Here is a 15,583-nt window from a genome sequence, read left to right as displayed (position 1 = left end):
ACCGCGCCCATGCCCGGCAGGTTCCATTACTTCGCGACCGGCATCGTAAATTCCGCGCCCTTGGCAATACTGTCCGGCCAGCGCTGCATCACACTCTTGTAGCGCGTGTAGAAACGGACGCCCTCTTCTCCATAGGCGTGATGGTCGCCGAACAGCGAATGCTTCCATCCGCCGAACGACTGCCATGCCATCGGCACCGGAATCGGCACGTTGATGCCGACCATGCCGATCTTCACCTGACGCGAGAACGCACGCGCCACGCCGCCGTCGCTGGTAAAGCACGATACGCCGTTGCCGTACTCGTGCGCATTGACCAGTTCGATCGCCGCCGCCAGGTCGCGCACGCGCACGATCGACAGTACCGGCCCGAAGATCTCCTCACGGTAGATTTTCATGTCAGGCGTCACGTCGTCGAACAGTGTGCCGCCGAGGAAAAACCCCTTCGCGTGTCCGTCGACGGTCAAGCCGCGGCCATCGACCAGCAGCTTCGCGCCGGCGGCTTCGCCATCGGCAATATACCCCTCGACCTTCGCCTTGTGCGCCCCCGTCACGAGCGGGCCCATTTCGGACGCATCGTCCGCGCCCGGACCCACGCGCAACGCCTTCACGCGGGGAACCAGCCTCTCGACCAGGGCATCCGCCACATGGCCTACAGCCACCGCAACCGAAATCGCCATGCAACGTTCGCCCGCCGATCCGTATGCTGCGCCAATCAGTGCGTCGACGGCCTGCTCCAGATCCGCATCGGGCATGACCACGAGATGGTTCTTCGCGCCGCCCAGCGCCTGCACGCGCTTGCCGCGCTTCGTGCCCTCGGTATAGATGTATTGCGCAATCGGCGTCGAGCCGACGAACGATAACGCCCCGACATCCGGATGTGCGAGCAGTGCGTCGACGGCTACCTTGTCGCCTTGCACAACGTTGAACACGCCGTCCGGCAACCCGGACTCGCGCAGCAATTCCGCGATCAGCAAACTGGCGGACGGATCCCGCTCCGAGGGCTTCAATATGAAGGTATTGCCGCACGCGAGCGCGACCGGAAACATCCACATCGGCACCATGCACGGAAAGTTGAACGGCGTGATGCCCGCGCAGACGCCGACCGGCTGACGCAGATGCCAATTGTCAATGCCGCCGCCGATGTTGTCGCTGTGTTTGCCCATGAGCAGTTGCGGCGCACCGCACGCGAACTCCACCACTTCGATGCCGCGCGTAACCTCGCCCCGGGCATCGGAGAACACTTTGCCGTGCTCGCGCGTGATGATGCGGGCGAGATCGTCGTGGTGACGGTCCAGCAATTCCTTGAACTTGAACAGGATGCGCGCACGCTTGAGCGGCGCGGTCTCGGCCCACGCCGGCAGCGCATGACGCGCCGCCGCAACGGCCGCATCGACATCAGCCGCGCTGGCCAATGCCACACGGGCGCTGACAACGCCTTCGGCCGGATCGAAAACGTCGCCGAAACGGTCGCTCCGGCCCGCCGCCAGCCGTCCGCCAATGAAATGTTCAACCACCGGAATATCAGCGTTGCTCATGGCATCCTCTCGGCTTGTGTCCTTGAATGATGTGGCCCGTTGGCGGCTCCCCTGCCCCGGCGCGCGCCTCAAGCGTATCTTTTCATTCTATCCACGGATCGGCACGCACGCCGGATTGGCCCGAGACATGCGGGATAACCCTGAATCGACGCACGTATCGGCAAACCTTTGCGGGTGTGCCCACTACAATCGAAGTTCTCTTCCAGGAGTCGATCATGGCCGTCAGAATCGAACGCGATACCTTTGGCGAAATTGCGGTGCCCGCCGACCGTCTTTGGGGTGCGCAAACCCAGCGCTCGCTCGAGAACTTCAAGATTTCCACCGAAAAAATGCCGCACGAGCTCGTGCGCGCGCTTGCACGCGTCAAGCGCGCCTCGGCGGAGGTCAATCGCGCGCTCGGCGCGCTTGACCCGAAGAAGGCGGAAGCCATCATCGCCGCCGCGGACGAGGTCATCGCCGGCCGGCATGATGGCGAGTTCCCGCTGGCCGTCTGGCAAACGGGCTCCGGCACGCAGTCGAACATGAACATGAACGAGGTACTTGCCAACCGCGCGAGCGAAATCCTCGGCGGCCAGCGCGGCGAAGAACGGCTCGTTCACCCCAACGACGACGTCAACAAGGGGCAATCGTCGAACGACGTGTTCCCGACCGCGATGAGCGTGGCGGCGGTCGACGCCCTCGTCAATCATCTGACGCCCGCCATCGGCCAGCTTCGCGACACGCTCGCCGCGAAGTCACGCGCGTTTGACGATATCGTCAAAATCGGCCGCACACATCTGCAGGACGCCACGCCGCTCACCCTCGGCCAGGAAATCTCCGGCTGGGTTGCGCAACTCGAGCACGGCCTCGAGCACGTCGACGCCGCACTGCCGCACCTGGCCGAACTGGCGCTCGGCGGCACCGCCGTCGGCACCGGCCTGAATGCGCATCCCGAATACGCTGTGCGCGTGGCGGAAACGCTCGCGCGCGATACGGGCCTGCCGTTCGTGACCGCGCCGAACAAGTTCGAGGCGCTCGCCGCCAACGACGCACTGGTGCACGCCCACGGCACGCTCAAGACCCTCGCCGCCAGCCTCATGAAGATTGCAAACGACGTGCGCTGGCTCGCCAGCGGCCCGCGCTGCGGCATCGGCGAGCTGTCCATCCCGGAGAACGAACCCGGCAGCTCGATCATGCCCGGCAAGGTCAATCCGACGCAATGCGAGGCCGTCACGATGTTGTGTTGCCAGGTGCTCGGCAACGACGTCGCGATCAATGTCGGCGGCTCGATGGGCAACTTCGAGTTGAACGTCTTCAAACCGCTGCTGATTCACAACTTCCTGCAAAGCGTGCGTGTGCTGGCCGACGGCGCCGTGAGCTTCAACGACCATTGCGCCACCGGCATCGAGCCCAATCGCGCGCGCATTGCGTCGCTGCTCGACGAATCGCTGATGCTCGTGACCGCGCTCAATCCGCATATCGGCTACGACAAGGCCGCGCAGATCGCGAAGAAGGCGCACAAGGAGGGCACAACGCTCAAGGCCGCCGCGCTCGCGCTCGGTCACGTCAGCTCGGAACAGTTCGATGAGTGGGTGCGGCCGGAGCAAATGGTCGGCAAGCGCTGATATGCTGTCGGCATTCGTTCCCGTCCCGCCACACTGACCTGTCCGGATGCCGATCTCTCCCCTGCCGCCGCTGCACTGCCTTGTCGCGTTCGACGCCGCCGTGCGTCACGCGAGCTTCACCCGGGCCGCGGCAGAACTCAATCTCACGCAAAGCGCGGTGAGCCGCCAGATCGCGCAGCTCGAGGAATTTCTCGGGCGCGCGCTGTTTACGCGCGAACACCGTGTGCTGCGGCTGACCGTCCCCGGGCAGCCTACGCCGAGCAAATCCAGAGATTGCTGACGGAATGTTCAGAGGCGACGGCCGACTTGATGAAGCGGCGCACCGAACTGGAGTTGACGGTGGCGTGTTCGTCGGGCGTGGCGGTGTTGTGGATGACACCGCAACTGATGCGCTTTCGCGCCGATCATCCCGAGGTCCGCATCCGCGTCATCTTGACATCCTCGCCGGCCTGAAGGCCGACGATTCCTAAGGCGCTCAAGCGCGGCCTTGAGCCACACTTGAGTCGCTTCGCTGGGTTCCTGCTGCTGGCGGCATTACCGCACCGCTCACTTTGCCCCGAAGGAAATCCCCTTGGGGGACACAGGCTAACCGGGCGTGTCCCGCCCTTAACACATTGATCGCGCCGACCAGATCGGCGTTGTCCTCGAAACCGCACACCACACACGCGAACCTGGCTTGCGTCTGCCGGTTGGCCGCCGACACATGGCCGCAGCACAGGCAGGTGCGGCTTGTGTTCTGCGGCGGTACGGCAACGAGATGCCCGCCTCGCCACTGGAGCTTGTAATCCAGTTGGCGACGGAACTCGAACCAGCCCTGATCGAGGATGGACTTGTTCAGGCCGGACTTGGCGCGAACGTCGCTGCCCGGTACCTCTGTTGTGCCTGCCGCCGACCTGGACAGGTTGCGTACCTGCAAATCCTCAACGAACACGAGCGCGTGGTTTTGGCTGATCGCGGTGGAGGTCTTGTGCAGGTAATCGCGGCGGACGTGGCCGATTCGGGCGTGAAGTCGCTGGACGCGTGCTTTCGCCTTCTTCCAGTTGTTGCTGAACTTGGTCTTGCGGCTCATCGCCCGCTGCGCACGGCGCAAGGCAGTCTCGTGCCGCTTAAAGCAGTTGAGCGGGGCGTAGAACGTGCCGTCCGAGAGCGTGGCGAATCGGACGATTCCCATGTCGATGCCGACCGCCCCGCCTTGCGAGACGGGCTGCTCGACGTCCCGCTCGGTCTGGATAGACACGGACCACACGCCGCAGGACTGGTTGACGGTGACGTTCTTCACCGTCCCCAGCACATCCCGGCTTTGCCGCAAGCGCAGCCAGCCGAGCTTGGGCAGAAAGAGACGGCTGTTGGCCTGATCGAGCTTGATTTGCTTGGGGTCTGGGTAGCGGAAGCTATCGCTCCGGCCCTTCTTCTTGAAGCGCGGGAAGTCGGCCCGCTTGGCGAAGAAGTTGCTGTAGGCCCGCTCCAAGTCCTTGAGCGTTTGTTGCAACGGATGGGCCGGCGCATCGGCCAGCCATGCCGTGTCCGCGCTGTTGCGCCACTCGGTGAGCCGTTTGCACAACCCGGCATAGCCGAGCTTCTTCTCGTCTCGCTCGTAGCGCTCCTTTTGCAGCGCCAACGCCCGGTTGAACACGAAACGGCACGCCCCGGCAAAGCGGCGCATCTGGCGCTGCTGTTCGCCGCTCGGCATCAGTGCGTATTTGAAAGCTTGAAGACGCTGCATGCCTCAATCATACTTGCATCATCCTGTGGTGGCCCACCGATTTCCGTCCGCGCAGCGACATTCTCGAGCCGTGTTCGTGCGCGTTCCGTGCCGGCGCGATCGGCCGCGTGGTCGACGGCGTCGACAATATGCGCCTCGCCATGCGTGAAGAGATCAAGAAGGGGGCGACGCAGATCAAGCTGATGGCATCTGGCGGCGTGACCTCGCCGGTCGATCCGATCGCCAATACGCAGTACTCCGAAGATGAAATCCGCGTGGCCGTGGCCGAAGCGGAGGCCGTCAACACGTATGTGATGGCCCACGCTTACACGCCGCGGGCGATCGCGCGCGGTGCGTTGCGGCGTGCGGACCATCGAGCACGGCAATCTCTGCGATGCCGAGACGGCGAAGCTGATGGCAGAGACAGGGGCGTATGTGGTGCCGACACTGGTGACGTACGACGCGCTGGCCAAGGACGGCGCATCGCTGGGCCTGCCTACTGAATCGCGCCGGCGATCTCGGCGTGATTCGTGCGGGTGCGCTCGCCGACGTTTTGGTCGTCGACGGCAACCCTCTGGAATCGATCGGCGTGCTGACCGGCCAGGGGGAAAACATCGTATGGGTCTTCAAGGACTGCCAGATCGCCAAGGCCCCGCAGTAACCGCCTCATGGCACAACGCCGCGACCGTCACCGGTTCCCGGCGTTGTGCCTCCGCGAACCACGGCGTCAGTCGGATGATTCCGGCTGCGCCGACGAATGATGGCTGGTAATCAGCCATTTTCCGACACTCGGTTCCCACTGGTACGTGAAGGTATAGCGCGCCGCCACTTTGGCGCCATCGTCAAACTTGAAGGTATAGAGACCGGTATCGAGGACGGTGTTGCAGCCGATGAGGATCGAGCGCATATCGATCGTGCCCACGGGCTTTTTCGCCAGGAAGTGCTTGAAGTAGTCGGCCTTGCTCTCCGGCGTGAGGCGCGGCGCATTTGACAACGTGGGAAGCAACATCGATTGATGCGCGTAGTTCGCCACGACGCGTTCCGGGTCGCCAGTCTTGAGCGAGTCGTTCCAGCGGTCGAAGAGCGCTTCGGCTTGCTTCTCTTCAATTTGACGGCACGTCTCGTATTGCGCAAACGCGGGGGCGGCAGCGGTCAGGCCAAGCACTGCGGACAACAGTAGTTTCATCGGAGGTTCCAGACAAGAAAGCACGGGGGCCCGATGGCGACGCGCCATCGGACACACGCATAGGCCACTTGTCGTGCTGCGTAGTTTCCCGATTCCGGAAATTTGGGCCATTTCCCTTAGCGTCTGCCTCGACGCCGCCCAACACCGCTTATCGGCCGCCCCACCCCGGCGTGACGAACACCGAGCGCACGTCATCGAGCGTTTTCGCAACGGTCTCGCGCGCACGCTCCGTGCCTGCACGCAGCATGTCCCATACGAAATCCGGGTTCGCGGCGTACTGTTCGCGGCGCTCGCGCATCGGGCGCAGCAGTTCCTGCAAACGCTCTTCCAGGCGCGCCTTGACCTTCGAGTCGGCGAGACCGCCGCGCACATAGTGGTCCTTCATCTCCTGCAAGCCCGCCCTGTCTTCGTCGAACGCGTCGAGATAGGCGAAGGCGACGTTGCCTTCCAGATGGCCGGGATCGTCCACGCGCAAATGCAGCGGATCGGTGTAGCACTTCTTGACGGCGGCGCGGATCTCATCCGGCGTGGCACACAGATTGATGGCGTTGCCGAGCGACTTGCTCATCTTGGCGCGGCCGTCGATGCCCGGCAGACGGCCGATCGGCGGCACTAGCGCATGGGCCTCGACGAGGATTTCGCGATCGGCCAGGCGATTCAGGCGGCGCACGATTTCGTTCGTCTGTTCGATCATCGGCAACTGGTCGTCGCCGACCGGCACGAGGTTGGCGCGAAACGCGGTGATGTCCGCCGCCTGGCTGACGGGGTACGTCAGGAAACCGGCAGGGATGTCGCGCTCGAAGTTGCGCAGGCGAATCTCTTCCTTGACCGTCGGATTGCGCTCCAGCCGCGCGACCGTCACGAGGTTCAGGTAATAGAACGTGAGTTCGGTCAGCTCCGGCAGCCACGTCTGCACACAGATCGTCGTGACATCCGGATCGATGCCGACGGCCAGATAGTCGAGCGCGACTTCCGAGACGTTGCGATGGACCTTGCCGCGATCGTCGGTGTTGTCGGTGAGCGCCTGCGCGTCGGCCACCAGGATCGTTTGCTGGTACTCGTGCTGATGCGCCACGCGGTTCTTGAGACTGCCCACATAGTGGCCCAGGTGCAACGGGCCCGTCGGGCGGTCGCCCGTGAGGATCACCTTGCGGGCAGGCGCCTTCGAAACACTCATTTTCCTCTCCGTAATCAGGCTTGAATCGACATGCTTGCGGCCGGATTCCATCCCGTTCCCGAGTCCTTCGGGCGGGCGGCCGGCCGCAGTAACCCCCGAATGGTAGCGCGATCGATGGGGGTTCGTCTGAAAATGGCCGTCCGCGCCCACCGTCCGGCCAAAGAAAAGCCGCTCAGGCGCGAACGCCTGGAGCGGCTCGTTGTGACGGCCGGCGTGCCCGACGAGGCCTGCAGCGCCCCTTGACGCCGCCTGGACGGCCTTACCGCGACGTCACCACCGGAATGCCCTTCAACGTCTTGCCGGCGTGCTGTGCGTGCGCCAGGGCTTGCGCCACGGCGTCGCCGGTGGCCGGCGTGATGCCCAGACGCTTGGCTATGCCCGCCTCCATGCGCTTGACCATGGCCAGATTCGACAGCTTCACATGACCGTAGCCGCGAATCTTGGCCGATGCTTCGGCCAGCGCCGTGACGTCGGCGAGCGTGTCGGCCGAGAGGCCTTCCAGCGCACGCGTGACGGTCGTCTCGTAGTCGCGCACGAGCTGGCGTTCCATCTTGCGTTCCAGCGAATAACCGAAGATATCGAGCGCACCGCCACGCAAGCCGCGCAGCTTCGCCATGCCGCGCAGCACCGGCCACAGCCACGGGCCGATCGTGACCTTCTTCGGCACGCCGCCATCCTTACCCTTGGCGATCAGCGGCGGGGCCATATGGAACTCGATGCGGAAATCGCGTCCGGCCTTTCCGTCGAATTCCTTGCCGAGCGATTCGGTAAACGCCGCATCGCTGTACAGGCGAGCGACTTCGTATTCGTCCTTGTAGGCCATCAGGCGCGCAAACTGCTTGGCGACGGCAATCGACAGCTTGCCCGGCGCGCCGGCCACGCGGGTTTCTGCATCGGCGACCTTCTGCACGAATGCGCGATAGCTTTCGGAATACGCGGCGCTCTGGTACTGCGTGAGCAACGCGCTGCGATGCGCGACGATCGATTCGAGCGTCTCGTCAATGTCGGCGTGTCCGGCAGCCGTGGCAGCAGACAAGGCGGCAGAATCGCCCGCCGCCAGGCGCCCGATCGCCAGCGCCAGCTGGTTCATCGGCACGGCCACGTTATTGAGTTCGATCGCGCGTTGCAGGGCGGGCAGCGACACCGGCACGAGGCCAAGCTGCCACGCGAAGCCGAGCATCACGATGTTCGCGCCCATCGTGTCGCCCAGGAAGCGTTGCGCGAGTGCCTGGGCGTCGCAGGCGTCGAGCTTTTCATTGCCGGCGGCGTGACGCATCTTCGCCAGGAGTGCATCGGCATGCAGTTGCGCATCCGGATTCTGCACGAACGTCGCATTCGGGATCGCGTGCGTGTTGACGACCACGCGCGTGCGGTCGCGGCGTACCGTTTGCAAGGCGTCGGCGGACGCGCCGACCACCATGTCGCAAGCGAGCAGCACGTCGGCTTGTTGCGTGTCGATGCGGACCTGGTTGAGCAGTTCCGGACGGCTCGCAAAGCGCACGAACGACAGCACCGCCCCGCCCTTCTGCGCAAAGCCCATGAAATCGAGCACGGAGGCGCTCTTGCCTTCAAGGTGCGCGGCCATCGTGATCAGCGCGCCGATCGTGACAACGCCCGTGCCGCCCACGCCCGTCACCATGATGTCGAACGGTGCGTCGTCCATGCGCGCGGCAGGCAACGGCAGCGCCTTGACACGCGCGTCGAGCGCCGCCATGTCGAACGCCACGCCGACGGCCTTCTTCAGCTGCGCGCCCTTGACCGAAACGAAACTCGGGCAAAAGCCGTTCACGCAGGAGAAGTCCTTGTTGCACGACGATTGATCGATATGACGCTTGCGGCCGAGCGGTGTTTCCACCGGTTCGACGGACAGGCAGTTCGACGCCACGCCGCAATCGCCGCAGCCTTCGCAGACGGCTTCATTGATGAACAGACGGCGGTCAGGATTCGGGAATTCGTTCTTTTTGCGGCGGCGGCGTTTCTCCGCGGCGCAGGTCTGATCGTAGATCAGGACCGTGGCGCCCGGAATCTCGCGCAACTCGCGCTGCACGGCATCGAGTTCGCTGCGGTGGTGGAACGTCGTGCCCCTCGGGAACTCGCCTTCGTGGCCCAGGTACTTCTCGGGTTCGTCGCTGACGACCACCAGCTTTGCAATGCCTTCCGCTTCGACCTGACGCGCGATCTGCGGCACCGAGATGCTGCCGTCGACGGGTTGCCCCCCGGTCATGGCGACGGCATCGTTGTAAAGGATCTTGTAAGTGATGTTGGCCTTCGAAGCCACGGCCTGACGGATCGCGAGAATGCCCGAGTGGAAATAGGTGCCGTCGCCGAGGTTCTGGAAGACGTGCGGGCGCTTGGTGAAGTGATAGTGCGCTGCCCAGTCGACACCTTCGCCGCCCATCTGGATCAGGCCGGTGGTGTCGCGTTCCATCCATGACGCCATGAAGTGGCAGCCGATGCCGGCTTGTGCGATCGAGCCTTCCGGCACTTTCGTCGACGTATTGTGCGGGCAGCCCGAGCAGAAGTACGGCACGCGGCGCACGCCGTCGGCTTCGTTCGAGAGGATCTCGTGCGCAACCAGATCGACCACGCGGTCGCAGCGGTTCAGCGCCGGGCGATGCGTCGCGAGCCATTGGGCAAAAACGGGCAGCACGCGCGACGGGCGCAACTCGCCGAGGGACGAGAGCAGCGCGCGGCCTTCCTTGTCGGTCTTGCCGAGGATGCGCGGACGCGGGCTGTCTTCACGGTTGTACAGGTACTGCTTGAGTTGTTGCTCAACGACCGGGCCCTTTTCTTCGATGACGAGCACTTCCCTGAGCCCGCGCACGAAGGTGTCGATGCGCGACATTTCTAGCGGGAAGGACAGGCCAACCTTGTAGATGCGCACACCGGCCGCGGCGAGATCGTCGATGCTCAGGCCCAGGCGGCGCAGCGATTCCATCAGGTCGAGATGGGCCTTGCCGCAGGTGATGATGCCGATGTCGGCGTCGGGGGTCGGCGCGATCCATTTGTCGACGCTGTTCACGCGGGCGAACGCGCGCACGGCGTCGAGCTTGGCGGCCAGGCGCGACTCCAGCGCGAGGCTCGGCAGATCGGGCCAGCGGTTGTGCAGGCCATCGGCCGGTACCTGGAAGTCGAGCGGTTCAGCCCAGTCCGTCTTGATGCGATCGAGATCGACGGTGCCGCGCGATTCGACCGTCTCCGAAATCGCCTTGAGACCGGCCCATGCGCCGGAGAAACGCGACAGGGCATACCCGTACAGACCGAATTCAACGAGCTCCGCGATGTCGGCCGGATTAAGCACCGGCATGCTCCACGACATCATCGTGAAATCGCTCTGATGGGGCATGGACGACGAGACGCAGCCATGGTCATCGCCCGCGACGACGACGACGCCCCCGTGGCGCGAGGCGCCGTAGGCGTTGCCATGCTTGAGCGCATCCCCCGCGCGATCGACGCCGGGGCCCTTGCCGTACCACATGCCGAACACGCCATCGACGGTCTTGTCGGCGTCCGCCTCGACACGCTGCGTGCCCATCACGGCGGTGCCGCCAAGTTCTTCGTTGATGGCCGGCAGGAACTTGACCGGAGCGGCGTCGAGGAGCTTGCCGGCCTTCCAGAGCTGCTGATCGACACCGCCCAGCGGCGAGCCGCGATAGCCGGAAACGAAACCGGCGGTATTGAGGCCGCGTTGCTTGTCGAGCGCGCGCTGCATGAGCAGGATGCGCACGAGCGCCTGCGTGCCGGTCAGGAAGATCTGCCCGTCGGTGGCGGTCAAGGCATCAGACAACTTGTAGTCGGGATGGGCGAGCGAAGCGGCCGGGGTGGCGGCCGAAGGGGTTACATCGGCCGATGCGGCGCGCAGGGGGGCGTTCATGCGGAAATCTCCTCGTCCCGGCGGCCATCGGACGGGCCGCGTCTTGGGGTGTTCTGGTGGCGGAACGGGCACGCGGGGGCGCGCCGGTCCGGCTTTCTCATTCCAGAAGTGTATGGGCGCAGGTGAGAAAGATTTTTACTATTTCACTCCATTTGACGCACAATAAGAAATGAACATTTTCCATATTGGCGATTTTCGAAATGAATGCCCTCGATAATTTTGCACGGCAGATTCTGCGTCTGCTTCAGCTCGATTCCCGCCGTTCGGCGCAGGAATTGTCTGAAAACGTCGGCTTGTCGGCGACGCCGTGTTGGCGGCGCATCAAGGAGATGGAGCAAAGCGGCGTGATCCAGCGCTATACCGTGCTGCTGGACCGGGAAAAGCTGGGGCTGCACGTGTGCGCGCTGGCGCATGTACAGCTCACGCGCCACACGGAAGGCGGCACGGAAGCGTTCGAGCGCGAGATCCGCACCTGCCCGGAAGTCACCGAGTGCTACAGCACAACAGGCGAGGCGGACTACATTCTCAAGATCGTGGCGCCGGACATCAAGGCGTATGACGCATTCCTCCACCAACACATCTTCCGCCTGCCTGCGGTTGCCAACGTGAAAACCAGCGTCGTGCTGCGCGAGATCAAGTTCGATACGAGTTTGCCGGTGTAACTTTCAAGTCTTCGCCTATTGACCTTCCGAAACACACCGCTACAATGCGAATGATTCTCATTAATCGCCATCATTCGCACTGAGTTGCCGGGGTGGCGTGACATTTTCGCCAGCCGCGCCCACTCGCCTTTGCCGTGACCTACGGCTTCCTTCGCGATTGCCTTCAGCGCTGCCAGCCAGCAACGGGGTATTTGCTCTGGGAGCCAGAAGTGAATCAGTCGCACGACGGCGGGGGCCGTCAACATGCATTGAACGGGCCGCCGGCCCAACCAGTTCGTCACACGCCGCGCCGTTGTGATGCCCATCAATCGTCGCCGCGCCGCCTGCCGGCCTTGACACCCATTCGCGCTGCATTCGCCGCCGCGCTTGCCCTCGGCGGATGGCCGGCCGCCCATGCGCAGACCGCACCGGCCACGCAGGAAACGCCGGCCGCACCGCCCATGGAACGCGCACCGGAAGCGCGCACGCACACGTTGGCCTCGCTGCAGGTGCCGGAGGCCAATCTGAAGGAGGTCACGGTGACCGCCACGCGTACGCCAACCGAGGCATCGCGCACGCCGGCATCGATCTCCGTCATCACCGACCAGGATCTCGAGGAACAACAGGCGCAGAACATCAAGGACGCCCTGCGCTACGAGCCCGGCGTCACCGTACGGCGCGGTCCTTATCGTCCTGCGAGCGCCGCAAGCGGCGGCGGCAAGGACGGCAACTCCAGCATCAACATCCGCGGTCTCGAAGGAAACCGCATCCTGCTCGTCGAAGACGGCATCCGCATGCCCTCGGCATTTTCGTTCGGCCCGCTCGAAGCCGGCCGCGGCGATTACGTCAGCATGGACATGCTCAAGCGCATCGAAATCCTGCGCGGTCCCGCGTCATCGCTGTATGGCAGTGATGGCCTGACCGGCGTCGTCAACTTCCTGACAAAAGACCCGCAGGACCTGCTCGACGTCTTCGGCCGCCCAACCTACTTCTCGCTGCGCCCGTACTACAACTCGGCCGACCGCAGCTTCGGCACGACTGCACAGGCAGCCTGGGGTGGCGAGCGTTTCCAGGGCATGCTGACCATCGACGGCAATCGCGGTCACGAGCTCGACGGCAAGGGCTCGAACGACACCGCCGGCATGGCGCGCACGACCGCCAACCCGCAGAACACCAACGGCGACTCGGTGCTCGGCAAGCTCGTGTTCAAGGCCACGCCGACCTCCACGTTCAAGCTGACCGCCGAAACCGTGCGCCGACGCACTGACACGAATGTGTTGTCCGCCGTGAATCCGCCGACCACGATCAGTCTCATCGGCAGCGACCGGCTCGAACGCAACCGCCTCAGCCTCGACTACGATTTCGACGACGCCAGTCAGGCGTATATACAAGACGTTCACGCGTTGATCTATTTCCAGAACGCGACCAACGACCAATACTCGTTCGAGCAGCGGGGACGCGCGGCAGATCGCTGGCGTGACAACAAATACAAGGAGCGCGTGGTCGGCGGTGCGGTGCAAGCCGAGAGCAACTTCGCCACCGGGCCGCTCACGCACAAGCTGGTGTACGGTGCCGACGCCAGCGTCAGTCACACCACGAACTGGCGCGACGGCATCTTCCCGCCCCCCGGCGAATCGTTCCCGAACAAGGCGTTTCCAGATACGGACTACACCCTGTTCGGCGCTTTCCTCCAGGATGAAATCCGCTACGGCGCGCTGTCCGTCACGCCGGGGCTGCGGTATGACGCCTACCGCCTGTCACCGAAGTCGAACGACCCGCTGTTTCGCGGCACACCCACGTCGTCGAACGATTCCGCCCTGTCGCCCCGGTTGGCGGTCATGTACGAAATCGCACCCGCGTTGATTCCGTATGCCCAGTATGCGCGCGGCTTCCGTACGCCGACGCCGGATCAAGTCAATAACGGCTTCGCCAACCCGATTTTCGGTTACAAGAGCATCGGCAATCCGAACCTGAAGCCCGAAACGAGCGACACGGTCGAGCTTGGCCTGCGCGGCAGGCTGGCCACCACGCTGGGTCCGGTCAACTACAGCGCTGCAGTATTCGCCGGCCGCTATCGCAACTTCATTTCGCAGCAGGTCATCGGCGGCACCGGCAGGCCGGCGAACCCGCTGATCTTCCAGTTCGTGAACTTTTCGCGCGCCAATATCCACGGCTTCGAGGGCCGCGCCGCCTGGAACCTGTTGGGCGGCATTACGCTGCGCACCGCGTTCGCGCTCGCGGACGGCACGACCACTGACACAGGCAAGCCGGGGCAGCCGCTGAACACGATCAACCCGTTCTCTGCCGTTGTCGGGGTGCGCTATGAGCCGAATACGACCTGGTTCGCGCAAGCGGACATGCTGTTCCAGGCCGCCAAGTCGCAAAACGATGTCACCGACACGTGTTCATCGGGCAACACGCGAAACGTGAAGTGCTGGGCAGCGCCTTCGTCCGTCGTGCTGGATTTGACGGGCGGCTATCACATCAACAAGTACGCCACGCTCTACGCGGGCGTCTACAACGTGTTCGACCGCAAGTACTGGAACTGGTCGGACGTACGCGGCCTGGCCGACAGTTCCACGATCAAGGACGCCTATTCCGCCCCGGGCCGCAGCGTCGCGGCCAGTTTGAAACTGCAGTACTGAATCGCCAATCAGGCCGTGTGATTTCGCCGCCGCGCCCTTGCGGGCCGGTGGCGCGCCGCCAATCTTTCACCAAGGATCCGTCATGATGAACCCTCAAACCGCCGCGGCCTCCGCCCAGACCGCCGTTCCGGTGCCGCCGCCCGTCGCCAGGCTGCGCGCCGACTTCCTCAAACTGAAGATGGACAAGAACCTGCGCGACCGGGATGCCGCCGCCGCGCTCGGCGTTTCCGAAGCGGAGACGGTCGCAGCGTTCGTGGGCGAAAACGTTGTGCGGCTTCGCGGCGATTTCATCGAACTCGTCGAGGCGCTGCCGGCGCTCGGCGCCGTGATGGCCCTCACGCGCAATGGCGCCGCCGTGCACGAAAAAGACGGCCGATACGAAAAGCTCAGCCATAGCGGCACAATGGGGCTCGGCCTGGGCGCCGATCTCGATCTGCGCATTTTTTATCATCACTGGGCCCACGGCTACGCCGTGACGACGCCGACCGACAAGGGTCCGCGCCGCTCGCTCCAGTTCTTCGACAAGACCGGCCACGCCGTGCACAAGGTCTTTCTGCGCGATCACAGCGACGAGGCCGCCTATCACGCGCTCGTCGAACAATTCCGTGCAGAGGATCAAACGCCCGGACAGTCCGTCGCGGAGGCTGCCCCCATCGCCGCAGAAACGCCTGACTGCGACATTGACGCCGAGGCCTTGCGCCGCGACTGGCTCGCCATGACCGACACGCATCAGTTCTTCGAATTGCTCAAGCGCCACGGCGTGAACCGGGCACAGGCCTTGCGGCTGGCGCCGGCCGATCACGCGACGCCCATGCCAGTCGCCAGCGTGCGCGCCCTGCTCGACGACGTCGCCGCGCGCGGCGTGCCGATCATGGTGTTCGTCGGCAATGCCGGCATGATTCAGATCCACACCGGCGCTGTCAAAAACATCCGCGTGATGGGCCCGTGGCTCAATGTGCTCGATCCCGGCTTCAATCTGCACTTGCGCGAAGACCTTGTCGCGGCCGCATGGCACGTTCGCAAGCCGACGTCGGACGGTCAGGTTTCGTCGCTCGAATTGCTCGACGCGGACGGCATGGTGATCGCCATGTTCTTCGGAAAACGCAAGCCGGGGGTGGCCGAGCGTGAGGACTGGCGCGAAGCGCTCGCGCGTCTGAGTCCTTTGGGCGAGGCTGCAAAGTGAAAGCGCATAGGCCCCTCCTCGCCCGGGCACCGTCGG

General features: G+C 64.2%; 9 protein-coding genes and 2 pseudogenes. 6 read left to right on the top strand and 5 right to left on the bottom strand.

Going from position 1 to position 15,583, the window contains the following annotated elements:
• Positions 1-26: 26 nt before the first annotated feature.
• The gene (locus PTE30175_RS14445) at positions 27-1,535 is read right to left on the bottom strand and encodes a CoA-acylating methylmalonate-semialdehyde dehydrogenase (protein WP_150697756.1); all 1,509 of its coding nucleotides are present in this window, start codon (positions 1,533-1,535) and stop codon (positions 27-29) included.
• A 215-nt stretch (positions 1,536-1,750) separates the two neighbouring features.
• Between PTE30175_RS14445 and fumC the strand changes: the two genes are divergently transcribed.
• Together fumC and PTE30175_RS29045 are read left to right on the top strand one after the other, a co-directional pair.
• Positions 1,751-3,139 carry a class II fumarate hydratase gene (gene fumC, locus PTE30175_RS14440; RefSeq protein WP_150697755.1) on the top strand — a complete coding sequence of 463 codons (1,389 nt, stop codon included), beginning with the start codon at positions 1,751-1,753 and terminating at the stop codon, positions 3,137-3,139.
• Positions 3,140-3,185: 46 nt separating this feature from the next.
• Positions 3,186-3,574: pseudogene (locus PTE30175_RS29045) on the top strand (LysR family transcriptional regulator); the annotation flags it as partial.
• Positions 3,575-3,614: 40 nt separating this feature from the next.
• Here PTE30175_RS29045 and PTE30175_RS14430 read toward each other — a convergent pair.
• Complete coding sequence (locus PTE30175_RS14430) at positions 3,615-4,862, bottom strand: RNA-guided endonuclease InsQ/TnpB family protein (RefSeq protein ID WP_150697754.1); 1,248 nt, start codon at positions 4,860-4,862, stop codon at positions 3,615-3,617.
• A gap of 38 nt (positions 4,863-4,900) precedes the next feature.
• Here PTE30175_RS14430 and PTE30175_RS14425 point away from each other — a divergent pair.
• Positions 4,901-5,502, top strand: a pseudogene (locus tag PTE30175_RS14425) (amidohydrolase family protein); the annotation flags it as partial.
• A gap of 66 nt (positions 5,503-5,568) precedes the next feature.
• On the opposite strand, the gene PTE30175_RS14420 reads toward PTE30175_RS14425, so the two are convergent.
• From PTE30175_RS14420 to PTE30175_RS14410, 3 genes are all read right to left on the bottom strand, one after another.
• Positions 5,569-6,027, bottom strand: a complete 459-nt coding sequence (locus PTE30175_RS14420; protein ID WP_150697753.1) for a protein kinase — start codon at positions 6,025-6,027, stop codon at positions 5,569-5,571.
• A 148-nt stretch (positions 6,028-6,175) separates the two neighbouring features.
• Positions 6,176-7,204, bottom strand: coding sequence for a tryptophan--tRNA ligase (gene trpS / locus PTE30175_RS14415; protein WP_150697752.1), 1,029 nt, complete (start codon positions 7,202-7,204; stop codon positions 6,176-6,178).
• A gap of 259 nt (positions 7,205-7,463) precedes the next feature.
• Positions 7,464-11,078, bottom strand: coding sequence for an indolepyruvate ferredoxin oxidoreductase family protein (locus PTE30175_RS14410; protein ID WP_150697751.1), 3,615 nt, complete (start codon positions 11,076-11,078; stop codon positions 7,464-7,466).
• A gap of 200 nt (positions 11,079-11,278) precedes the next feature.
• On the opposite strand from PTE30175_RS14410, the gene PTE30175_RS14405 reads away from it, so the two are divergent.
• From PTE30175_RS14405 to PTE30175_RS14395, 3 genes are all read left to right on the top strand, one after another.
• Positions 11,279-11,740 (top strand): Lrp/AsnC family transcriptional regulator, encoded by a 462-nt coding sequence (locus tag PTE30175_RS14405; protein ID WP_150697750.1) that lies wholly within the window; start codon positions 11,279-11,281, stop codon positions 11,738-11,740.
• A 323-nt stretch (positions 11,741-12,063) separates the two neighbouring features.
• Complete coding sequence (locus PTE30175_RS14400) at positions 12,064-14,364, top strand: TonB-dependent hemoglobin/transferrin/lactoferrin family receptor (protein WP_420819641.1); 2,301 nt, start codon at positions 12,064-12,066, stop codon at positions 14,362-14,364.
• Positions 14,365-14,446: 82 nt separating this feature from the next.
• The gene (locus PTE30175_RS14395) at positions 14,447-15,547 is read left to right on the top strand and encodes a hemin-degrading factor (protein ID WP_150697749.1); all 1,101 of its coding nucleotides are present in this window, start codon (positions 14,447-14,449) and stop codon (positions 15,545-15,547) included.
• The last annotated feature ends 36 nt before the right edge of the window (positions 15,548-15,583 follow it).

This window comes from Pandoraea terrae (genome assembly GCF_902459695.1).
Lineage (GTDB): Bacteria > Pseudomonadota > Gammaproteobacteria > Burkholderiales > Burkholderiaceae > Pandoraea > Pandoraea terrae.
The sequence above is the reverse complement of the archived record's forward strand: the minus strand, read 5'-3'. Positions and strand labels throughout refer to the sequence as shown.